This window comes from Ruegeria sp. CE9 (genome assembly GCF_056537425.1).
Window position 1 is genome coordinate 146,366 of the sequence record NZ_JBQFRO010000002.1, and the last position, 19,646, is coordinate 166,011.

A 19,646-nucleotide genomic window follows, 5' to 3' on the forward strand; every position below is an offset into this window, starting at 1 on the left:
CGAAACTGATTTCTGACCCACATCATCGGGATCAGGGATTCGGAACATCATGGGAAACAGGAAACGCGCAGACCTGCCCGAGGGATCGGATGACCCGCTGAGCGCCGCAATAAACGCTCGGGATCGATCGGTGCTGCAAATGGCGACTGAGGCGGTGAAACACAAGCAATGCAGGCTGGCCTTTCAACCCGTGATTCAAGCGCACCCCCCGCAAGGCATCGCGTTTTATGAAGGGTTCATCCGGGTTTTGGACGAAACCGGCCGGGTTATCCCCGCGCGCGAGTTCATGCCGCAGGTCGAAAACACGCCCATCGGCCGGGATCTGGATTGTATCGCGCTTGAGATGGGCCTGCGCACGCTGATCCGAAATCCAGGCATTCGCTTGTCCATCAACATGTCGGCCCGATCGATCGGATATGCCAGTTGGTCACGTGTACTGGACCGGTTCCTGAAGAAAGATGCGAGTCTGGGCGAGAGGCTGATCCTGGAGATTTCCGAAGGATCAGCCATGCAGGTGCCCGAGCTTGTGGTCGATTTCATGGATCGCCAACAGGCCCGTGGCATTGCCTTTGCACTGGATGATTTCGGGGCCAGTAACTTTGGCTTTCGCCATTTCCGCGAGTTTCTGTTTGATGCCGCCAAGATTGACGGGCAGTTCATTCGCGGTATCAGCAGCAGCCCTGACAATCAGGCACTGGTGCGGGCATTGATCGCCGCAGCGCGCGAATTTGAAATGCTGGTCACAGCCGAATCGGTTGAAAGTACCGAGGATGCCAATTTTCTGATCGCCAATGGGGTCGATTGCCTACAGGGGTATCTATACGGCGCCCCATCGGTCACTCCGCCATGGAGCCGGGAAAAGGTCGCAAAAACGGGCAGTTGATTACAAGTGACCACGCGAAACTCCGCCGCTGCCTACTCTGAGACAAGCTGTCCGTTGCTGCAGATGCAGCATTGCGGTATTGCAGAAGATGCTGGAGCGGGGGATCACGAGGCGCTCTTGCTTTTGGAGATTGCTTCTCCGTGACCTGCGCCGTCAGATTTCCCACAAGACCATGACGGTAAAGGATTGACTGAATGACCAACGTAGTAATCGCATCCGCCGCACGTACGGGCGTCGGTAGCTTTAGCGGTTCGTTTGCGAACACCCCCGCACATGATCTGGGCGCTGCCGTCCTTGAAGCCGTTGTAGAACGCGCCGGGATCGACAAGGGCGAGGTAAGCGAAACCATCATGGGTCAAGTTCTGACCGCCGCTCAGGGCCAGAACCCCGCCCGTCAGGCACATATCAACGCGGGTCTGCCGCAGGAAAGCGCCGCATGGGGCATCAACCAGGTCTGCGGATCGGGACTGCGTGCTGTCGCTTTGGGCGCTCAGCACATCCAGTTGGGCGATGCCGACATCGTTGCCGCCGGTGGACAAGAAAACATGACTCTGTCGCCCCACGCCGCCGCCCTGCGTGCCGGTCACAAGATGGGTGACATGAAATACATCGACACGATGATCCGCGATGGTCTGTGGGATGCCTTCAACGGCTATCACATGGGTCAGACCGCCGAGAATGTTGCCGAGAAATGGCAGATCAGCCGTGACATGCAGGATGAGTTCGCCGTTGCCTCGCAGAACAAGGCCGAAGCGGCCCAAAACGCGGGCAAATTCGCAGATGAGATTGTGCCGTTCACCATCAAGACCCGCAAGGGCGACATCGTGATGGACAAGGACGAATACATCCGCCACGGCGCAACGATGGAGGCAATGGCCAAATTGCGCCCAGCCTTCACCAAGGATGGCTCAGTGACGGCGGCCAACGCCTCGGGCCTGAACGACGGTGCCGCAGCCACCCTGCTGATGTCGGCCGAGAACGCCGCAAAGCGCGGGATTGAGCCTCTGGCCCGCATCGCATCCTACGCGACTGCCGGTCTGGACCCGTCGATCATGGGCGTCGGTCCGATCTACGCCTCGCGCAAGGCGTTGGAAAAAGCTGGCTGGTCGGTTGACGATCTTGATCTGGTCGAAGCCAACGAAGCCTTCGCAGCGCAGGCCTGCGCAGTCAACAAGGACATGGGCTGGGACCCGTCGATCGTGAACGTCAATGGCGGCGCGATTGCCATCGGTCACCCGATCGGCGCATCCGGTTGCCGAGTTTTGAACACCCTTTTGTTCGAAATGAAACGCCGCGACGCGAAGAAGGGTCTGGCGACCCTTTGCATCGGTGGCGGCATGGGCGTCGCCCTGTGCGTGGAGCGCGACTGAGTGCGTTGACAACTCAATAGAAAAGGGCGTCCATGAGGCGCCCTTTTTTGTTACAATCGGATCATATCCCTTGGATGCGACACTATCGCCGGACAGAAAGACAAAATCGATCGCGAAACGATATTGCGCATCTACATATCTCAGAGTAACAGAATTACCAAGACGACTATATTTGGAGGAGTCCTAAATGGCACGTACAGCACTCGTAACCGGCGGTTCCCGCGGCATCGGCGCAGCAATTTCCAAGGCGCTGAAGGCCGAAGGATACAATGTTGCCGCCACTTATGCAGGCAATGACGAAGCCGCCGCAAAATTCACCGAAGAAACCGGTATCAAGACCTACAAATGGAATGTTGCGGATTACGACGAATCCAAAGCGGGTATCGAGAAGGTTGAAGCCGAGGTCGGCCCGATCGATATCGTGGTCGCCAACGCGGGCATCACCCGCGACGCGCCGTTCCACAAGATGACGCCCGAGCAGTGGCATCAGGTGATCGACACCAACCTGACTGGCGTGTTCAACACCGTCCATCCGGTATGGCCGGGAATGCGCGAGCGCAAGTTTGGCCGCATCATCGTGATCAGCTCGATCAACGGTCAGAAGGGTCAGTTTGCGCAGGTCAACTATGCCGCCACCAAAGCTGGCGATCTGGGGATCGTGAAGTCACTTGCGCAAGAGGGCGCACGGGCCGGTATCACCGCCAACGCAATCTGCCCGGGTTACATCGCCACCGAGATGGTGATGGCGGTGCCGGAAAAGGTCCGTGAATCGATCATCGGCCAGATCCCGGCCGGTCGTCTGGGTGAGCCGGAAGAAATCGCGCGCTGCGTGGCCTTCCTGGCGTCGGATGATTCGCAGTTCATCAACGGCTCGACCATTTCGGCCAACGGGGCGCAGTTTTTCGTCTGAACCAGAGCCATTGAAACAAAAACGGGCCGGTCCACCAAAGACCGGCCCTTCTTTTATCCCGTAAGATCGCGCGCGCTGCGATCAGCGGGAACCGAATAACCAGGACCAGAACGCTACAACGACCTTGCTGCGCTCTTCATGGGCACGGTGAATGGCGTTTTGGATGGCCGGGTTTGATGTCATCTCGATCATGTTGATGCCCTCTCTATCAAGGTGAATTTGTCTTGCCATCAACATGGCCTTTGATTTTAAACTGCACAAACGAGAGTTTTCGCCGCTTCAGTTCAGAAAATCTTAATCGAAATGTCAGACCGCCTGCCTCCACTCACTGCTTTGCGTGCCTTTGATGCCGCTGCGCGACACATGTCATTTGCCAAGGCGGCGGATGAGCTGAACGTGACGCCGGCGGCCCTGTCTTTTCAGATCAAATCGCTGGAAGAGCATCTGGGGCACCCACTATTTCGCCGCCTCAACCGTGCCGTTGAACTGACCGAAGCCGGGCGCACACTGGCACCTGGAACGGCTGATGGTTTTGCCGCCTTGCAAGCTGCGTGGCAGGCGACGCGGCGCTTGCAGGACGAAACGAGCTTGACGGTTACCGCTGGCCCTGCCTTGACGGCGAAATGGCTAGCTCCGCGACTGTACGAATTTGCCCGGGCAAACCCCGGCATTGATCTGAAATTCTCAGCCACATTGCGCAACATGGACCTTGAGCGCGATGACGTGGATGTGGCGATCCGCTTTGGCTACGGGCCGGATGAGGGTCTTTATTCCGTTCCCGTCCGCAGGGAATGGCTAACACCGGTGATGACGCCTGAACTGGCGGAACAATTCCCAACGCCTGAAGCACTGCGTGAGGCACCTTTAATTCATGATGACTCGATCAATTTTCTAAAGCCGCGCTGCGACTGGCCAGCGTGGTTTCGGGCAATCGGATTGGATTTCACGCCAACACACGGGGCGCATTTTTCGAATGCCGATCACGCCATCGACGCAGCCGTGGCCGGAGTTGGTGTCGTGCTGGGGCGGCGTGCAATGATCCTGAAGGATCTGACCGAGGGACGCCTGGTCGCGCCCTTCAAAGTCGCGCTGGAAACCGCCGGACGGTTCCGTTTTCTATGCCTGCAGGGCGCGGAGACACGGCCCCAGATCGCAGCCTTTCGCGACTGGTTCATTTCCGAGATTGAAAAAACCGCTCACATATCGGATGAATTCGAAATTATCCCTGTCGAGAAAGTGGCCTCAGAATGAGCAAAATGGGTGCGACGGCAATCGGTTTTATCGCCGTATTGCTTTGGTCATTGCTGGCCTTGTTTACAGTCGGATCAACCCCGACACCGCCCCTGTTGCTGAACGCGATTTGCTTTACGATTGGCGGCACTTTGGGTCTGATCTGGACCATGACAAGCGGTAGTCTGGGGCAATTGCGCAAAGTCGCCTGGACGACCTATCTGTTTGGCGCTATTGGGCTTTTTGGCTATCACGCGCTCTATTTCTCGGCCCTGCGAATGGCCCCTGCAGCGGAGGCCGGGTTGATCGCCTATCTCTGGCCTTTGCTGATTGTATTGCTGTCGGGCCTGCTACCCGGTGAGCATCTGAAACCCGGCCATCTGATCGGCGCATGCCTTGGCTTTGCCGGGGCCGCAGTCATCATCACCGGGGGTGGCAGCGCAGGGTTCCAGATTCAGCACTTGCCCGGCTATGGGTTGGCGCTGTTATGCGCGCTGACCTGGTCAAGCTACTCGGTTCTGTCGCGGAGGTTGGGGGACGTGCCCACAAGCTCGGTCGCCGTGTTCTGCGTATTGACTGCAATCGCCTCGTGGGTGCTGCATTTCGCGGTCGAAGAAACGGTCTGGCCGCAAGGCGCCGTCAGCTGGGCCTCGACCCTGGCATTGGGGTTAGGGCCTGTGGGACTGGCCTTTTATGTCTGGGATATCGGGGTCAAGCGTGGCGATATTCAAATTCTCGGCACGGCCTCATATGCAGCACCGTTATTGTCCACGCTGATCTTGGTTCTGGCCGGGATCGCCGCCCCGTCCTGGGGTTTGGCGATCGCGGCCTTGTTAGTCACCGGTGGCGCGGCCATTGCAGCCCGCGCCAGTCTTAAAGCCTAAGTCGACAATCGCTCGATCTCTTCTTTCAGCTTCAGCTTTTGCTTTTTAAGTTGCGCGATATGGAGATCGTCGATGCCAGGCGAGCGTTGGGCTTCTTCCACTTCAAGACCGAGAGTTTCGTGTTTTTTCTTCAGCTCCGTCAGATGTGCGCTCACGCTCATGGCGATCCTCCTTGGTTGGGTTATACTATCCACCTAGGAAGTTGATCATATCATTTCCAGCCTGTCACGCTGCAGACGCACAGAATCTGTAATAAATCCGACAAATTCGGCTGGTCATTGCCGATCAGGCAAAAAGCCCGGTCAAATCCGCCCCATCGCGCAGGACCGCAGAGACCTGCGGAGTATAGCTTTCGCCATCCTCGACGTGCCTATCACCCGTGTGCAGAACCAGGGGGGCATGCAGCCTGAATGCGGAGCGCCCGCCTTTTCTGGCGCGCAAGATCACTAGCTCAGCGGCGCGATCTTTGCGCGGTGACAATGGCAGTATTTCGACCGAGCCTATCCGGCCCGTACATCCTGCCAGCATATCCGGCAGGCGGTCGGCTTTCTGGATCATGTGCAGGTAACCGCGCGGTGCCAAACGTCGGGCAGCGACATCGATCCAATCCGACAGCGGTGTGTTTTCACCCAACGCCATCCGCCGCCCCGTATCACTGGCCGGACTATGCGCCCCTGCCCGATAGTACGGAGGGTTGGCGATCACATGATCAAACTGCATTTGGCGCAGATCATCTGGCAGGGCGTTCAAATCCGCCTCAACCACATTAATCTCGCCATTCTCGATCGCGTTGCGGCGAGCCAGATCCGCATAGGCAGGCTGTAGTTCAACCCCTGTTGACTGCAGATCAGGCACGCGTGCCAACAGACACTGGATCGCAGCCCCTGCCCCACACCCCAGTTCTAGCACCGTCTGGCCTTGGCGTGCCGGGACACAAGCCGCCAGCAAAACCGGATCGACCCCTGCGCGATATCCTGAGCGCGGCTGCCACAGGCGCACCCGACCACCCAGAAAATCATTGCAGGTCAGGTCACAGTCGGAGAAACTGCTCATCGCCCTAGCGGGATCTCGTTGTCGCGCATGACCCGTTCGGCACGGGTCAGATCATCGGCGCGCACCATCAGACGGCGCGGGAAGATTCCTATGCCGCCTTCGAGGATGCTCATATTTACGTCCATCTGAAAGCAGTCTATATCCTCGCCTTCAAGAAGGGCGGTTGCAAAAGCCAGGATTGTCGGATCGGTGCTGCGCAATAGTTCTTTCATGGGGATGGATGTAAGGGCAAGGTGAGTGGGATGTCGAGCCTTGTATCAGGAGTGTGATGAACATCAGCACGATCTCGAAACCGCATGAGCGTCTGGCAGAGATGCTGGCGGACGAAATGGCAGCCGTAAATACTCTGATTCGGACGCGCATGGCGTCAGAACATGCCCCTCGCATTCCTGAAGTGACAGCGCATCTGGTTGAAGCGGGCGGCAAACGCCTGCGTCCGATGCTGACTTTGGCAGCGGCGCAGCTGTTTGGCTATTCCGGCGACCATCACGTCAAGCTGGCGGCTACGGTTGAGTTCATTCACACCGCTACCCTGCTGCATGACGACGTTGTGGACGAAAGCGGGCAGCGGCGGGGACGGCCCACGGCGAACTTGTTGTGGGATAATAAATCCAGCGTACTTGTTGGGGATTACCTGTTTTCCCGTAGCTTCCAGTTGATGGTTGAAACCGGATCATTGCGGGTTCTGGACATTCTGGCCAACGCCTCGGCAACCATTGCCGAAGGTGAAGTATTGCAAATGACCGCGGCGACCGATCTGGGCACGGACGAAGGCATCTATCTGCAGGTCGTACGCGGCAAGACGGCGGCGTTGTTCTCGGCTGCGACCGAGGTTGGGGGGGTCATAGCGGGCGCATCTGAGGCGCAGGTCAAGGCGTTGTATGATTACGGCGACGCGCTGGGAATAGCGTTCCAGATCGCTGACGATTTGCTGGACTATCAAGGGGACAGCAAAGCGACCGGCAAGAATGTCGGGGATGATTTCCGCGAGCGCAAACTGACCCTGCCGGTGATCAAAGCCGTGGCGCAGGCCACTGCCGATGAGCACGCGTTCTGGGAGCGCACAATCGGGCGTGGCCGGCAGGAAGAGGGCGATCTGGATCATGCCCTATCGCTGATGGCCAAATACCAAACGCTAGAGGCCACCCGTGCGGATGCGTTCGGATGGGCATCCAAGGCCAAGTCCGCTCTGACCGCGCTGCCAGATCATGAAATCCGTACTCTGCTCAGTGATCTGGCCGACTACGTCGTTTCGCGCCTCAACTAAGCTGCACAGCGCGGCACCACCATTCTGGGTGTGCGGCTCCGATATCATAGGCTGCGAAATGAGCGGCCTTCATGGTCGGATAGAGCGCGAAACAGGTTGAACCTGAACCCGACATACGGGCCAGCATTGCTCGATTGGTCAGCCGGAGCTCGTCCAGCGCAAATTCGATTTCTCGTGCAACGCCCATTGCCGGCACTTCGAGATCGTTGCGCTGATCACCCAACCAATCGGCACAGTCTTCGGGCGATTCAAATTCAGGGATCTGATCCGGCATGGGTGCATTGTCACGCATTGCAATCGCGCGAAAGACCGACGCGGTTGGCACAGGCACACCAGGATTAACAAGAAGGGCAGGCAGATGAGGCAATTGGACCGGCGAAAGTCGCTCACCAATCCCCTGCATCCGAGTTGCTTGTGCTTTGATGCAAACCGGTACATCGGCTCCCAATGACAATGGCAGATCATCCGGGATATCGATCCCCTGACCGGACAATGCCCACAACGTCGCTGCAGCGTCGGACGAGCCACCACCAATGCCCGCGCCGTGGGGCAATGCTTTGGTCAATTCGATATGTCCGGCCCAGCCGATCGCCTCCGCCGCCTGCCAGACAAGATTCCGTTGGTCGGTGGGCACGCCCTTGGAAAATTCGCCGTTTACCGACAGGGACAGATCATGGCCGCGCGTAAAGGTCAGCTTGTCCCCGACATCTGCGAAGGCAACAAGCGAATCCAGCAGGTGATAGCCATCGTCTCGCTGGCCGGTTACGTGCAGGGTCAGGTTGATCTTGGCGGGGGCAAATGCCTCAGCCTTCATTGGCCACCTTCAGGGGTTCGGCGCCTTCTTCCTGCAAAACGGCGTCCAGCCCAACCTCGATCTTGCGGCGGATGCGTTCGGGGTCGGCCTCGCCATCCGTATCTTCGGGATCAATGAACGAGAGCGCACGTTTCCACTGGAACTCGGCCTCGCGGGCGCGGCCCACAGCCCAATAGACATCACCCAGATGGTCATTCACAACTGGATCAACCGGCATCAGCTCAACCGCGCGTTCCATATGATCGACCGCTTCGTCATAGCGGCCGAGACGGAACAGAACCCAGCCCAGACTGTCGACGATATACCCGCTGTCCGGACGTGCGGCGACGGCGCGTTCGATCATCTCAAGCGCCTCGTCCAGCTTTTCTTGGCGTTCGACCAGCGAATATCCCAGATAATTCAACACCTGCGGTTGATCCGGATTCAGCTCGAGCGCGCGGCGAAAATCTGCCTCGGCCTCGTCCCAGTTCTTGAGGCGTTCGTGCGAAATCCCGCGGGCGTAATGCAGGAACCAATTGCTGCCTGAACCTTCTTCGGTCAGGCCAATCGCCGTGTCGTAAGACGTGACAGCGGCGGCATAGTCTTCTTGCTGGCGTCGCAGATCAGCCAAAGCCACATGCACGCCGGGCAATTCCGGGCTTTGCGCGGCAAGGTTTTGCAGCACTTCAGCGGCAGCTTCTTTCCTGTCTGAACGGCTCAGCACCTCAGCACGGCCAAGCTCGGCGGCGTGGTAGTCGCTGCTGTCCGGCGGAACCTGACGATACACATCAACAGCCAAATCATATTGCTCCAGCCCATCCAGCAACTCGGCGCTCAGCAGGATTGCGTCGATATGATCGGGGCGCAAGAAGGTCGCCGCGCGGGCATAGAGCAGAACATAGTCCTGTGCGGCCTCAGCGCTCAGCGCGGCACCAACGGAAAAGAACACCTCGGCCATACCATCCCGGGCCGAGCGGACATGGGTAAACGGCAGTGTTTCGCCATCGGACAGACGTTCGACATATCCTTCGATGGTCGGGTCGCTGCCTGCTGCGAAGACGTTTTCAAGAAACTCCAACGCCTCATCATTGCGATCGAGTTGCGACAGCACTTCGGTATGTGCCAACGCAGCACGGCGCGAGAACCGGGCGACCGCGCCATCATCAGCAGCAAGGATTGCCTCGGCACCTTCGAAATCTCCGACCGAGGCCAGAGCCATCGCTTTGTGAAAAAGCGCAAATTCTTTCAGACCGTCCTGCGTGGAAACAACATCAAACTGCTCCATCGCCTTGGTCATTGCGCCTTGACCCATATGGGCCCAAGCGATCATCAAACCATCAACCAGTGGACCAATGCCCTGCGTTTCTGGATCACGCGCCAGAAATTCATCCAGCTTATCCTCTGCGACCAGATTGGCCGCGATAACCATGCGCGCCGCCTGGCTGGGCAGTTCGTTATCCTCAATGACCTTCGCGACGGACAGCGCACGCTCGACCTGACCCAGCGCCAGCCGGGCGACGACGACATTCTCCAGCAGCTTCGGGTTCCTGGGATCAGCTTGCAAAGCCCGTGTATAATAGCGCTCGGCAGCGGGGTAGTCGCTTTGGTAAATGGCCTGACGCCCGGCCAGATACGAGCCCGATCCGGTATCAGAAACCGCCGGAAGCGCGAAGGAGGTGCTGAGGATCACGGCCAGAGCCGCGCGTCGAACCAGGGAAACCACTGATAATCTGCCTTGCTGTCGTTGACTGAACGACAAGCTAGGGCTTTGCTGGTCCAGAGGCAATGGCAGAGCCTTCACGACCCTGCCAGTGCCCGGGTTATTGCCTACATATTGGGGTAGTTCGGTCCGTCGCCGCCTTGCGGCGTGGTCCAGGTGATATTCTGACTGGGATCTTTGATGTCGCAGGTCTTGCAGTGCACGCAGTTCTGGAAGTTGATTACGAATCGCGGACCGTTTTCATCCTCGACCATTTCGTAGACCCCTGCTGGGCAGTAACGCTGCGCCGGTTCGTCGAACTTGGGCAGGTTGACCTTAACCGGGATCTCGGGGTCGGCCAGACGCAGGTGGCAGGGCTGGCTTTCTTCGTGGTTCGTTGCCGCGAAGGACACGTTGGTCAGGCGATCGAATGAGAGAACACCATCGGGTTTGGGATAGTCGATCGGCTGGTGCTTGCTGGCATCCTCGGTCGACTCAGCATCGTTCTTGCCGTGGCCCACAGTGCCAAACAGCGAAAAGCCCAACGTGTTGGTCCACATGTCCAGACCACCTAGCATCAACGATGCGGTCAGGCCCCACTTCGACCAGATCGGTTTGACGTTGCGCACCTTCTTCAGGTCGCTGCCGATGGCGCCGTCACGCACTTCGGTCTCATAGGCCGTCAGTTCATCGCCCGAACGCTCGGCCTTGATGGCATCGAACGCAGCCTCGGCCGCCGCCTTGCCCGACAGCATCGCGTTGTGGTTGCCCTTGATGCGCGGCACGTTGACCATGCCTGCCGAACACCCCAACAGCGCCACGCCCGGAGCCACCAGCTTCGGCATCGACTGATAGCCGCCTTCGGTGATGGCCCGCGCGCCGTAAGCCACGCGCTTGCCGCCTTTCAGCAAGTCCGCCACCATCGGGTGATGCTTGAAGCGCTGGAATTCCATGTACGGGTACAGGTGCGGATTCTTGTAGTTCAGGTGGACCACGAAACCGACATAGACCTGATTGTTTTCAAGGTGATAGATGAACGATCCGCCACCTGCATTGCTGCCCAAAGGCCAGCCCATCGTGTGGGTGACGCTGCCTTCCTTGTGCTTGGCCGGATCGATCTCCCAGATCTCTTTCATGCCGACGCCGTATTTCTGCGGTTCTTTACCCGCAGACAGGTCGTATTTGTTGATGACCTCTTTGGACAACGAGCCGCGAACGCCTTCCGACAGGAATACGTATTTGCCGTGCAGCTCCATGCCCGGCTCTGTGTTGGGGCCGTATGACCCGTCAGGCTCCAGACCGAAGACACCGGCCACAACGCCTTTGACTTCGCCATTCTCGCCATAGACCATTTCGGAACAGGCCATGCCGGGGAAGATTTCAACGCCCAGCTCTTCGGCCTGCTCGGCCATCCAGCGGCAGACATTGCCCATCGAGACGATGTAATTGCCGTGGTTGTTCATCAGCGGCGGCATCGGGAAGTTGGGGATGCGGATTTTGCCCGCCTCACCCAGCATGTAGAAGTTGTCTTCGTGCACCGGCACGTTCAGCGGCGCGCCTTTTTCCTTCCAATCCGGGATCAGCGCATCCAGACCGCACGGGTCCAGCACAGCACCCGACAGGATATGCGCACCCACTTCCGAGCCCTTTTCCAGAACGACGACATTCAGGTCGGCATCCAGTTGTTTCAGTCGGATGGCCGCCGACAGGCCCGCGGGACCTGCGCCCACGATAACCACATCGTATTCCATTGCTTCGCGTTCAATCTCGGCCATCGTTGGCTCCTTAGCTATCTTTCCGAATTGGCGCTATCACTGCATGGTCTGCGCAATTTTGTTTCACGCGTGATTACATGTACTGAAAGACCTTGGTCAATCAAAACACGGCGTAACATTGCTGCAATGCGGCAGTTATGCCTCGGGAGCGTCGCCCATCAGGTATCTGGGACCGCTACCATTCGATTTCGCCCGGTCATCTGGGTTGTAAAGCCGACATTTCGGCAGGCTCAGGCAGCCGCAACCGATGCACCCATCCAAATTGTCGCGCAATCGCTTCAGCGTATCGATTCGCTGGTCCAAGCGGGTGCGCAGCCCTTCACTGATGCTTTTCCAGTCCTGCGGGGTCGGAGTGCGGTTTCCGGGCAATTCCGACAAGACTTCGCGTATTTCTGGCAAGGTCAACCCAAACTGCTGCGCAATCATCACGAAACTGAGCCGCCGGATATCCGCGCGCTGATATCGTCGCTGCCCGCCAGCATTCCGCCATGGAGATATCAATCCCTGCGCTTCGTAGTACCGAATGGCCGAGACTGCCAACCCGGTGCGCCGCGCCAGTGCCCCAATTGCCAGACCTTCGGAAACTGCCATGGTCTCTCTCCAAAAATAATCTCTTGACCTAAAGTTAGGTTTAGAAATTACGGTGAGTCGGGACAAGCCTAAAAACCGGAAGGAGATCCCATGATGGCGACGTTAGAACACACCAATTTCACGGTCCGCGACCCAAAAGCATCCGCAGCGTGGATGCAGAAAGTCTTTGACTGGCAAACCCGCTGGGAAGGCCCGGCCATCGCGGGTGGCTATACGGTGCACGTGGGTGGACCGCACACGTATCTGGCGCTTTATGCGCCCAGCGATCCACAGCCGTCAGGCGAAAGCAGCTATGACATCGTGGGTGGCCTGAACCATGTGGGCGTGCTGGTCGAAGACATCGACGCCACCGAAGAACGGGTCCGCAAGGCGGGGTTCGAACCTCACAACCATGCGGATTACGAGCCCGGCAAGCGGTTCTATTTCAACGATGACAATGGCATCGAGTTCGAGGTGGTTCAGTATGATTGAGATGTTGTGGCTAGGGCATGAAGCCAGCCGCTGGCGACGCGGCGAACTTCTGGGGCAGCGCAATCGGCGCGCGCCTACTGGCGGTGGCACTAAGTTGCAAGTTTACTGACAAGGCACGCCTCCCCCCTTGCAATTCACGCTCCATTTGGGTCAGGTAAATGCCAACCCATCCTTCGCCCCGACGCTTTTGTGCGGCGGGGCGTAACATTTATGCGTGGACGACAAGACTATGGAAAAGATCCCCATGACGCCCTCGGGCAATGCCGCGCTCGAGGCGGAGCTGAAGAACCTGAAATCCGTCGAGCGCCCTGCGATCATCGAAGCGATTGCCTCGGCCCGAGAACTCGGCGACCTGAAAGAGAATGCTGAGTATCATTCGGCGCGGGAAAAGCAGGGTTTTATCGAGGGCCGCATCAAAGAACTTGAGGGCATCCTGTCGCTCGCCGATGTCATTGATCCGGCCAAGCTGTCGGGGGCTATCAAGTTTGGTGCCAAGGTGACGCTGGTCGACGAGGATACCGACGAAGAAAAGACCTGGCAGATCGTGGGTGAATATGAGGCCAATATTGAAGCAGGCCTTCTGAACATCAAATCCCCGATCGCCCGCGCCCTGATCGGCAAGGAAGAAGGCGACAGCGTCGAGGTCCGCACCCCCGGCGGTGTGCGCTCATACGAAGTTCTGAGTATCGAATACGCCTGATCCGGAGCGTTTGTCATGTCAGGGTCCGAACCTGAGCAGGAAACCGAAAAGCCGACCTCGCTGGGAATTTACGACCGCCCGGCGCATCCTTCGATCACCGAGATCGAGATTGCGGCCTTTGTTCTCAGCCTAATCTGGCTGGTGGTGTCGGTTGTGTTTCTGGTGCTGCCCGGCGCACAGCAGGGCGGGTTCATCGTTACGTTCCTGGCGGTGTTCATGCCGGTGGCAATGATCTGGGTCGCTGCGCTGGCGATGCGCGCCAGCCGTGTCATGCGCGAAGAAAGCGCCCGGTTGCAGACTGCGATTGATGCAATCCGCAACAGCTATGTGGTTCAACAACAGCGCGCGGCCAGCACGTATGAGCCAACCGTGGGAAAAAAGCTGGACGAAATCGCCCAAAGCGCGAAGAAAACCGAAAGCGCGCTGGCCACCTTCTCGACCAATCGCGGCGAACCGACACGCGGCAGCAAACCCACCTCGGAACCGGCGGATCAGACGAGTTTGGAACTGGGCACACCAGCGGATGAGATCGCCCCGCCGTTGCCAACGGATATTTTTATCCGCGCCTTGAATTTCCCTGAAACACAAAGCGACGCCGAGGGGTTCGATGCGCTGCGCCTTGCGCTGAAAGATCGTAAGGCAGCACAGCTTGTACAGGCCTCGCAAGACGTTCTGACCCTTCTCAGCCAGGAGGGCATCTACATGGACGACCTGCGCCCCGACATGGCCCGGCCCGAGATATGGCGGCAGTTTGCGCAAGGTGCGCGCGGGCGATCTGTGGCTGCACTGGGTGGCATCCGGGATCGCTCATCGCTGGCCCTGACCGCTGCGCGGATGAAGCAGGACCCGATCTTTCGTGATGCGGCACACCACTTCCTGCGCCGCTTTGACCATATGATTGTCGAGTTCGAACCCGAGGCCAGCGATGCTGAACTAACCGCCCTAGGCGAAACACGCACAGCGCGAGCCTTTATGCTGGTGGGGCGCGTGGCGGGGACGTTCGACTAAAGCCCGAAGCTGCCGTAGGGAATGAATCGCACCTGATCGCCCGGCTTGATATCGCGCGCGCCATCTTCGATTTCGACCAGCCCTTCCGCCCAGCTGATCCCGCTGATCCGGCCTGATCCTTCCGAGTGGAACACATCAGCCCGTCCATCGCGGATGCGGGCCCGCAGATATTCGCGACGACCCGGTTTCTTGCGCTTTTCAAACGCGGCGGGCACGTCAAACCCCTGCGGTTCCTGCCAGCCCGCCCCGGCCATTAGGCTCAGCGCAGGGCGGGCAAAGACCAATGTGCAGACCATCGCCGCCACCGGATTTCCAGGCAGGCCGAAGACCGGCGTTTGATCCCACATTCCTAGCGCAAGAGGCCGACCAGGTTTCAACGCGACCCGCCATTCCTGCATCGCCCCAGCCTCGCGCAACAAGGCCGAAACATGGTCTTCATCCCCCGCAGAGGCGCCTCCGCTGGTCAGGATCACATCCACTTGACGCGCGGCGCGATCCAGATGGTGTTTCAGCGCCTCGCGATCATCCTCGGCACGGCCCAGATCAATCGGCACAAATCCCATCCGGACGATTATCGACAGTAGCATCGGGCGGTTAGCATCATAGATCTGGCCCGGGCCGGCGGTATCGCCCGGCTCAACCAATTCGTCCCCGGTTGACAGCACCCCGACGCGCAACGCCTTGCGCACCGACACGTCGGCCACTCCAACCGCCGACAGAAGCGCCAAATCTGCGGGTGTCAGTTGCCGCCCGGCAGGTAGGGCCAGCGCGCCTTCGACCACGTCTTCGCCCGCCTTTCGTGCGTTCGCGCCCTGTTTCAAAGGCCCCCGAAACGCGATGTGGCCCTGATCGAGCGTCACGTCCTCTTCCAGAATGACCGTATCGACACCCTCGGGTAGGGCCGCCCCAGTCAATACACGCACAGCATGGTCCGGGGGCACTTGACCGCTGAACGGAACACCCGCCGCGGCACGGCCTTCGACCAACGGCATGATACAGGGGCCATCCGGCGCAGGTCCGGCAAATCCGTACCCATCAACCGCGGTGTTCGGCAGCGACGGATTTGACCGCCTGGCCTGAACATCCTGCGCCAGAATGCGGCCCGTGGCTTGCATCAGCGGTACGGTTTCGATCCCGGTCACGACGGTCAATCTGTTCTGCAGCAGCGCCAGAGCGTCATCGACGGGCGTCCAGTTCACCCCTGCAGGCAAGGCAAAACAATCATTGCGCAGAGGCGGAGGTGCGATATCCGGCTTGTTCATAATCCAACCTCCCCGAGGATGAAATCTGCGATCGCTGCTGTATCGTCCAGATCGAAGACCGGGCGATCCACTTCCAACGGTGTGTCACTGGCAATGGCTTTGATCGAGCTATCTTCAGCGGCGATCAACGGATTGCCCGCCTCGGCCCTGAATGCCTCAATCTTCGGATGGCCTTCGCGTTTGAAACCTTCGATCAAAACCAGATCAACCGGCGATAATCGGGCTAGCAATGTATCCAGATTTGGTTCCGGCGCACCGCGCAATTCCTGCATCAAAGCGATGCGCTGGCCAGACGCCAACAGTACCTCGGACGCGCCTGCTGTGCGGTGGCGATAACTGTCGGTGCCGGGTTGATCGACATCGACGGAATGGTGCGCATGTTTGACGGTGGAAACGGTAAACCCGCGCGCCGTGATCTCGGCCACCAGCCGCTCCATCAGCCCGGTTTTGCCCGCGTTTTTCCAACCGGTGACGCCGTAAAGTCTCATGCCTGCTCCAACAGGGTTTCGGCGTGGGCCAGATCGTCGGGCGTGTTGACGTTGAAAAAAGGATCAAACGGCTGAGCCGGGAACAGGGCTTCGCGCCCGTCATGTTGATCGGTCCACAGGACAACTTTGCGCAAGCCATCGCTCAGCGCCGACCGAAGATCATCGCGCAGTGCGACAGGCCAAAGACCAAAGGTTGGATGCCGGTTCACCCGCTTGCTGCCACCGGATTTCAGGGCCTCCTCCCCGGTGCGCGGTGTGGTGGCAAGAACAAGCCGGTGTTTCTGCCCTTCGGAGGCCTGTACCAACTGCGGCACGAGATCACGCGGAAAAAATGGCGTGTCTGCTGCAACCGTCACGATGGACTGCGCGCCTTGTTCAGCAGCCCAATCGAGACCAGCGAGAACACCGGCAAGCGGTCCTGCGAACCCCTCAATCGAATCTGCGATCACGGGCAGACCCAAATCGGAAAACCGCGACGCGTCCCCGTTTGCATTGAGCGCCAGCCCATCCACCTGAGGGCGTAGCCGGTCGATCACACGATCCATCAAGCTGACGCCGCCGATCTGCCATAATCCTTTATCGCCCCCACCCATGCGGGTCGCGAGGCCGCCTGCGAGGATCACGCCTAACGGTTTTTGCACTTGCTCATCCATTGGCGCTTTTCCTGCGATGTTTCTTGTCTTCAACAGCAACAGATGCCGGATCAACGTCACGCACCAGGCGGTCTTCGCCGGACAGGCAAACAAATCGCTGCCCGCGCATGCGGCCGATCAGGGTCAGACCAACTTCGCGCGCAATCTCGACACCCCAGGCGGTGAAACCTGAGCGTGAGGCAAGAACCGGGATACCCATCATCGCCGTCTTGATCACCATTTCCGAGGTCAGGCGGCCCGTGGTGTAGAGAATCTTATCCGCAGCGCCTTCACCCTCGGACAGCATCCAGCCTGCGATCTTGTCGACAGCGTTATGGCGGCCCACGTCCTCCATATAGACCAGCGGGCGGTTTTCGCGGCACAGGACCGTGCCATGGATCGCTCCGGCCTCAAGATACAGCGACGGTGTGCGGTTGATCTTAGCCGCCAGTTCATAGAGCCACGAGGTGCGTACCGAGACCTGAGGCAGGCGCACATCCTCAAGCCCCTCCATCATGTCCCCGAACACAGTGCCCACCGCACAGCCACTTGTACGGGTCTTCTTCTTCAGCTTGTCCTCATACGAGGTTTCACGGGCGGTGCGGACAACCACAGTTTCCAGATCGTCGTCATAGTCCACCTGCGTAATCTCATCATCCGCAAGCAGCATCCCCTGATTGCGCAGAAACCCAAGCGCAAGATATTCGGGATAGTCGCCGATGGTCATCGCGGTCACGATTTCCTGCGCGTTTAGGAAAATCGTCAGCGGACGTTCTTCAACCACTGATATCTGGCTAACCTCACCGTTCTGATCCACGCCCTGCACCGCGCGGGTCAGGCGGGCGGCACCTGGGTCGGGCGCGATAAGATAGTCTGACAGGTCCAATTCCGTGGCCAATTGCAACCCCTCCCCAAGACGGCTACTGCTGCTCGCAACACCATAGGATTTAGCCATGACCTCTGCCACCACCAAGTCATACTTCTGGAAAGGTTTTCGCGACGGCACGCCTTTTGTCTTTGTCGCAATGCCCTTTGGTCTGTTGTTCGGCGTTTTTGCGACCGAAGCTGGGTTTAACGTCAATCAGACATTGGCCTTTTCCGCCACGGTTTTTGCCGGGGCAGCGCAGTTCACCGCGCTGCAGTTGCTGCAAGACAATACGCCGACGGTGATCGTTCTGATTTCTGCGCTGGCTGTAAACTTGCGTGTTGCAATGTATTCGGCCTCACTAACGCCGTTTCTGGGTGCAGCACCATTGTGGCAGCGCGCGTGTGCGGCCTATTTGATCGTCGATCAATCCTATGCCTGCTCGATCGTGCAGTTCGAAAAAGAGCCTGATATGTCTGTGCGACAGCGCATGATCTATTTTGTGGGCTCAGTCACACCGATCACGCCGCTTTGGATTCTGGGTACATATTTGGGGGCGGTACTGGGCACTCAGATACCGGAAAGCTGGGCCTTGGATTTCGCCCTGCCCATCACCTTTCTGGCGATGATCGGACCGATGATGCGAACGCTGGCGCATGTGGTTGCTGCACTGGTGGCGATTGTGGTGGCTCTGCTTACGGTGGCGGTGCCGTTTAATCTGGGCCTTCTGATTGCGGGTGCTGCGGGCATGATTGCCGGTGCGCAAGCTGAATTGATACTGGAGCGGAGCAGGCCATGACTCAGATCAGCGACCCCACCATCTGGTTCATCATTATTGGACTGGCCGTTGGCAGCTATCTGCTGCGCTTCACCTTCATCGGCTTGGTTGGCGATCGCCCGATGCCACCGTGGCTGTTGCGGCATTTGCGATATACGGCGGTGGCGATCATCCCGGCCCTGATTGCGCCGTTGGTCGTGTGGCCGTCGGCCACAGACGGTCAACCGGATCTGCCGCGCATGTCCGCAGCGGCGGTGGCGTTAACGGTCGGGTATGTCACAAAGAACGTGCTGGCCGCGATCTTCAGCGGCGCAGCCACGCTGTATGCCTTGCTTTACCTAGTTGGTTGACGCCGCTTCAAGCTGGTTGAGACGCGCGTTGTTTTCGGCCAGGCCCTGCTGCAGATCGGCCGAGTCACTCTCACGATATTCCGTGGTCAAAACACCCGGTATCTGACCGAACTGATCAGACAGTTTGACAGGATAGAATGTGGTGCTGATCTGTTCGAACCCCGGTACCTGCTGCAACAGCTGAGCGGTTGAGTTGGCGCAGAACGCCCCCGCAACCGGGCCCATTTGTTTGGCCAATTGCAGCGCAATCTCGGCCTGTTGCGGCGTTACCTCGATGGTCTGGATGCGGGCGTAATGCGTCTCGCGGGCGTGACTGCTGCGATAGGCCCGTTCGACATTGGGGGTGATGCCATACAATACGTCGTTCTTGATCGGCACGACATCGGCACGGAAGGACCCGGCAGGGTCAAAGATAACGCGCTCGCTGCCACTGATCATCAGCGATGTATGCGCGCCCGAGCCGGTGCGCGTGCTGATCATCGTATAGAGTGTCAGCGTCGAAGGCCCCGGATCACGATAGGATCGGGCAACGAATTCCGAAGGATCGGCTTGCGGGCGCTGCGATCCAGCGCAACCTGCAACCGTCGCTGCCAGAAGGCAGGCTATCAATATCCTGATCACAGGGACGCGCCTCGAA

At 58.8% G+C, this 19,646-nt stretch carries 24 protein-coding genes; 11 read left to right on the forward strand and 13 right to left on the reverse strand.

What is annotated here, in order from left to right:
* The first annotated feature begins 49 nt into the window (after positions 1-49).
* From ACR0B3_RS05235 to phbB, 3 genes are all read left to right on the forward strand, one after another.
* A complete protein-coding gene (locus tag ACR0B3_RS05235) occupies positions 50-883 on the forward strand; it encodes an EAL domain-containing protein (RefSeq protein WP_480808149.1) in 834 nt (277 codons plus the stop codon).
* A gap of 194 nt (positions 884-1,077) precedes the next feature.
* Positions 1,078-2,253 carry an acetyl-CoA C-acetyltransferase gene (locus ACR0B3_RS05240; RefSeq protein WP_480808150.1) on the forward strand — a complete coding sequence of 392 codons (1,176 nt, stop codon included), beginning with the start codon at positions 1,078-1,080 and terminating at the stop codon, positions 2,251-2,253.
* Between the two features lie 187 nt (positions 2,254-2,440).
* A complete protein-coding gene (phbB, locus tag ACR0B3_RS05245; RefSeq protein WP_170685266.1) occupies positions 2,441-3,163 on the forward strand; it encodes an acetoacetyl-CoA reductase in 723 nt (240 codons plus the stop codon).
* Positions 3,164-3,244: 81 nt separating this feature from the next.
* On the opposite strand, the gene ACR0B3_RS05250 is transcribed toward phbB, so the two are convergent.
* On the reverse strand, positions 3,245-3,394 hold the full coding sequence (locus tag ACR0B3_RS05250; RefSeq protein ID WP_480808151.1) for a hypothetical protein: 150 nt from the start codon (positions 3,392-3,394) through the stop codon (positions 3,245-3,247).
* Positions 3,395-3,466: 72 nt separating this feature from the next.
* Here ACR0B3_RS05250 and ACR0B3_RS05255 point away from each other — a divergent pair, with 72 nt between their 5' ends.
* Together ACR0B3_RS05255 and yddG are read left to right on the forward strand one after the other, a co-directional pair.
* Positions 3,467-4,414 (forward strand): transcriptional regulator GcvA, encoded by a 948-nt coding sequence (locus ACR0B3_RS05255; protein ID WP_170722175.1) that lies wholly within the window; start codon positions 3,467-3,469, stop codon positions 4,412-4,414.
* Positions 4,411-5,277, forward strand: a complete 867-nt coding sequence (yddG, locus tag ACR0B3_RS05260; RefSeq protein WP_480808152.1) for an aromatic amino acid exporter YddG — start codon at positions 4,411-4,413, stop codon at positions 5,275-5,277. The genes ACR0B3_RS05255 and yddG overlap by 4 nt, the downstream gene beginning before the upstream one ends.
* On the opposite strand, the gene ACR0B3_RS05265 is transcribed toward yddG, so the two are convergent.
* From ACR0B3_RS05265 to ACR0B3_RS05275, 3 genes are all read right to left on the reverse strand, one after another.
* The gene (locus ACR0B3_RS05265; protein ID WP_170685262.1) at positions 5,274-5,438 is read right to left on the reverse strand and encodes a DUF465 domain-containing protein; all 165 of its coding nucleotides are present in this window, start codon (positions 5,436-5,438) and stop codon (positions 5,274-5,276) included. The two genes, yddG and ACR0B3_RS05265, sit on opposite strands and share 4 nt — an antisense overlap.
* A gap of 124 nt (positions 5,439-5,562) precedes the next feature.
* On the reverse strand, positions 5,563-6,330 hold the full coding sequence (locus ACR0B3_RS05270; RefSeq protein WP_480808153.1) for a tRNA1(Val) (adenine(37)-N6)-methyltransferase: 768 nt from the start codon (positions 6,328-6,330) through the stop codon (positions 5,563-5,565).
* Complete coding sequence (locus ACR0B3_RS05275; protein ID WP_008755664.1) at positions 6,327-6,542, reverse strand: putative signal transducing protein; 216 nt, start codon at positions 6,540-6,542, stop codon at positions 6,327-6,329. Before ACR0B3_RS05275 ends, ACR0B3_RS05270 begins: the two co-directional genes overlap by 4 nt.
* Positions 6,543-6,598: 56 nt before the next feature.
* On the opposite strand from ACR0B3_RS05275, the gene ACR0B3_RS05280 reads away from it, so the two are divergent.
* Entirely contained in the window at positions 6,599-7,597 is a 999-nt protein-coding gene (locus tag ACR0B3_RS05280) for a polyprenyl synthetase family protein (protein WP_480808154.1), read from the forward strand.
* On the opposite strand, the gene ACR0B3_RS05285 is transcribed toward ACR0B3_RS05280, so the two are convergent.
* From ACR0B3_RS05285 to soxR, 4 genes are all read right to left on the reverse strand, one after another.
* Positions 7,590-8,411 (reverse strand): 4-(cytidine 5'-diphospho)-2-C-methyl-D-erythritol kinase, encoded by an 822-nt coding sequence (locus tag ACR0B3_RS05285; RefSeq protein ID WP_480808155.1) that lies wholly within the window; start codon positions 8,409-8,411, stop codon positions 7,590-7,592. The two genes, ACR0B3_RS05280 and ACR0B3_RS05285, sit on opposite strands and share 8 nt — an antisense overlap.
* Positions 8,401-10,113 (reverse strand): tetratricopeptide repeat protein, encoded by a 1,713-nt coding sequence (locus ACR0B3_RS05290; protein WP_480808156.1) that lies wholly within the window; start codon positions 10,111-10,113, stop codon positions 8,401-8,403. Before ACR0B3_RS05290 ends, ACR0B3_RS05285 begins: the two co-directional genes overlap by 11 nt.
* A 104-nt stretch (positions 10,114-10,217) precedes the next feature.
* Positions 10,218-11,864: an electron transfer flavoprotein-ubiquinone oxidoreductase gene (locus ACR0B3_RS05295; RefSeq protein ID WP_170685257.1), complete on the reverse strand. Its 1,647-nt coding sequence runs from the start codon at positions 11,862-11,864 to the stop codon at positions 10,218-10,220.
* A 135-nt stretch (positions 11,865-11,999) separates the two neighbouring features.
* Entirely contained in the window at positions 12,000-12,455 is a 456-nt protein-coding gene (gene soxR / locus ACR0B3_RS05300) for a redox-sensitive transcriptional activator SoxR (RefSeq protein WP_480808157.1), read from the reverse strand.
* A 90-nt stretch (positions 12,456-12,545) separates the two neighbouring features.
* On the opposite strand from soxR, the gene ACR0B3_RS05305 reads away from it, so the two are divergent.
* The 3 genes from ACR0B3_RS05305 to ACR0B3_RS05315 all read left to right on the forward strand — a co-directional run bounded on the left by ACR0B3_RS05305 (position 12,546) and on the right by ACR0B3_RS05315 (position 14,634).
* On the forward strand, positions 12,546-12,926 hold the full coding sequence (locus ACR0B3_RS05305; protein ID WP_170685255.1) for a VOC family protein: 381 nt from the start codon (positions 12,546-12,548) through the stop codon (positions 12,924-12,926).
* Between the two features lie 229 nt (positions 12,927-13,155).
* The gene (gene greA, locus ACR0B3_RS05310) at positions 13,156-13,626 is read left to right on the forward strand and encodes a transcription elongation factor GreA (protein WP_170395722.1); all 471 of its coding nucleotides are present in this window, start codon (positions 13,156-13,158) and stop codon (positions 13,624-13,626) included.
* Positions 13,627-13,641: 15 nt separating this feature from the next.
* Positions 13,642-14,634: a hypothetical protein gene (locus ACR0B3_RS05315; protein ID WP_480808158.1), complete on the forward strand. Its 993-nt coding sequence runs from the start codon at positions 13,642-13,644 to the stop codon at positions 14,632-14,634.
* On the opposite strand, the gene ACR0B3_RS05320 is transcribed toward ACR0B3_RS05315, so the two are convergent.
* From ACR0B3_RS05320 to ACR0B3_RS05335, 4 genes are read right to left on the reverse strand one after another with little or no spacing between them, the layout of a single operon-like run.
* Complete coding sequence (locus ACR0B3_RS05320; protein ID WP_480808159.1) at positions 14,631-15,896, reverse strand: molybdopterin-binding protein; 1,266 nt, start codon at positions 15,894-15,896, stop codon at positions 14,631-14,633. The genes ACR0B3_RS05315 and ACR0B3_RS05320 overlap by 4 nt on opposite strands.
* A complete protein-coding gene (gene mobB / locus ACR0B3_RS05325; protein ID WP_480808160.1) occupies positions 15,893-16,384 on the reverse strand; it encodes a molybdopterin-guanine dinucleotide biosynthesis protein B in 492 nt (163 codons plus the stop codon). The genes ACR0B3_RS05320 and mobB overlap by 4 nt, the downstream gene beginning before the upstream one ends.
* Complete coding sequence (gene mobA, locus ACR0B3_RS05330; protein ID WP_480808161.1) at positions 16,381-17,037, reverse strand: molybdenum cofactor guanylyltransferase MobA; 657 nt, start codon at positions 17,035-17,037, stop codon at positions 16,381-16,383. The genes mobB and mobA overlap by 4 nt, the downstream gene beginning before the upstream one ends.
* Positions 17,030-17,971 carry a formate dehydrogenase accessory sulfurtransferase FdhD gene (locus ACR0B3_RS05335; RefSeq protein ID WP_480808162.1) on the reverse strand — a complete coding sequence of 314 codons (942 nt, stop codon included), beginning with the start codon at positions 17,969-17,971 and terminating at the stop codon, positions 17,030-17,032. Before ACR0B3_RS05335 ends, mobA begins: the two co-directional genes overlap by 8 nt.
* Here ACR0B3_RS05335 and ACR0B3_RS05340 point away from each other — a divergent pair.
* Together ACR0B3_RS05340 and ACR0B3_RS05345 are read left to right on the forward strand one after the other, a co-directional pair.
* Positions 17,970-18,680: an AzlC family ABC transporter permease gene (locus ACR0B3_RS05340; protein ID WP_480808163.1), complete on the forward strand. Its 711-nt coding sequence runs from the start codon at positions 17,970-17,972 to the stop codon at positions 18,678-18,680. The two genes, ACR0B3_RS05335 and ACR0B3_RS05340, sit on opposite strands and share 2 nt — an antisense overlap.
* On the forward strand, positions 18,677-19,009 hold the full coding sequence (locus ACR0B3_RS05345; protein WP_480808164.1) for an AzlD domain-containing protein: 333 nt from the start codon (positions 18,677-18,679) through the stop codon (positions 19,007-19,009). The genes ACR0B3_RS05340 and ACR0B3_RS05345 overlap by 4 nt, the downstream gene beginning before the upstream one ends.
* Here ACR0B3_RS05345 and ACR0B3_RS05350 read toward each other — a convergent pair.
* The gene (locus ACR0B3_RS05350; protein ID WP_480808165.1) at positions 18,998-19,630 is read right to left on the reverse strand and encodes a hypothetical protein; all 633 of its coding nucleotides are present in this window, start codon (positions 19,628-19,630) and stop codon (positions 18,998-19,000) included. The two genes, ACR0B3_RS05345 and ACR0B3_RS05350, sit on opposite strands and share 12 nt — an antisense overlap.
* Positions 19,631-19,646 lie beyond the last annotated feature (16 nt).

Bases quoted from the DNA above. Each gene is read 5' to 3' on its own strand.
- ACR0B3_RS05235 (WP_480808149.1), top strand. From the start codon at position 50: ATGGGAAACAGGAAACGCGCAGACCTGCCCGAGGGATCGGATGACCCG.
- ACR0B3_RS05240 (WP_480808150.1), top strand. From the start codon at position 1,078: ATGACCAACGTAGTAATCGCATCCGCCGCACGTACGGGCGTCGGTAGC.
- phbB (WP_170685266.1), top strand. From the start codon at position 2,441: ATGGCACGTACAGCACTCGTAACCGGCGGTTCCCGCGGCATCGGCGCA.
- ACR0B3_RS05250 (WP_480808151.1), bottom strand. From the start codon at position 3,394: ATGGCAAGACAAATTCACCTTGATAGAGAGGGCATCAACATGATCGAG.
- ACR0B3_RS05255 (WP_170722175.1), top strand. From the start codon at position 3,467: ATGTCAGACCGCCTGCCTCCACTCACTGCTTTGCGTGCCTTTGATGCC.
- yddG (WP_480808152.1), top strand. From the start codon at position 4,411: ATGAGCAAAATGGGTGCGACGGCAATCGGTTTTATCGCCGTATTGCTT.
- ACR0B3_RS05265 (WP_170685262.1), bottom strand. From the start codon at position 5,438: ATGAGCGTGAGCGCACATCTGACGGAGCTGAAGAAAAAACACGAAACT.
- ACR0B3_RS05270 (WP_480808153.1), bottom strand. From the start codon at position 6,330: ATGAGCAGTTTCTCCGACTGTGACCTGACCTGCAATGATTTTCTGGGT.
- ACR0B3_RS05275 (WP_008755664.1), bottom strand. From the start codon at position 6,542: ATGAAAGAACTATTGCGCAGCACCGATCCGACAATCCTGGCTTTTGCA.
- ACR0B3_RS05280 (WP_480808154.1), top strand. From the start codon at position 6,599: ATGAACATCAGCACGATCTCGAAACCGCATGAGCGTCTGGCAGAGATG.
- ACR0B3_RS05285 (WP_480808155.1), bottom strand. From the start codon at position 8,411: ATGAAGGCTGAGGCATTTGCCCCCGCCAAGATCAACCTGACCCTGCAC.
- ACR0B3_RS05295 (WP_170685257.1), bottom strand. From the start codon at position 11,864: ATGGCCGAGATTGAACGCGAAGCAATGGAATACGATGTGGTTATCGTG.
- soxR (WP_480808157.1), bottom strand. From the start codon at position 12,455: ATGGCAGTTTCCGAAGGTCTGGCAATTGGGGCACTGGCGCGGCGCACC.
- ACR0B3_RS05305 (WP_170685255.1), top strand. From the start codon at position 12,546: ATGATGGCGACGTTAGAACACACCAATTTCACGGTCCGCGACCCAAAA.
- greA (WP_170395722.1), top strand. From the start codon at position 13,156: ATGGAAAAGATCCCCATGACGCCCTCGGGCAATGCCGCGCTCGAGGCG.
- ACR0B3_RS05315 (WP_480808158.1), top strand. From the start codon at position 13,642: ATGTCAGGGTCCGAACCTGAGCAGGAAACCGAAAAGCCGACCTCGCTG.
- ACR0B3_RS05320 (WP_480808159.1), bottom strand. From the start codon at position 15,896: ATGAACAAGCCGGATATCGCACCTCCGCCTCTGCGCAATGATTGTTTT.
- mobB (WP_480808160.1), bottom strand. From the start codon at position 16,384: ATGAGACTTTACGGCGTCACCGGTTGGAAAAACGCGGGCAAAACCGGG.
- mobA (WP_480808161.1), bottom strand. From the start codon at position 17,037: ATGGATGAGCAAGTGCAAAAACCGTTAGGCGTGATCCTCGCAGGCGGC.
- ACR0B3_RS05340 (WP_480808163.1), top strand. From the start codon at position 17,970: ATGACCTCTGCCACCACCAAGTCATACTTCTGGAAAGGTTTTCGCGAC.
- ACR0B3_RS05335 (WP_480808162.1), bottom strand. From the start codon at position 17,971: ATGGCTAAATCCTATGGTGTTGCGAGCAGCAGTAGCCGTCTTGGGGAG.
- ACR0B3_RS05345 (WP_480808164.1), top strand. From the start codon at position 18,677: ATGACTCAGATCAGCGACCCCACCATCTGGTTCATCATTATTGGACTG.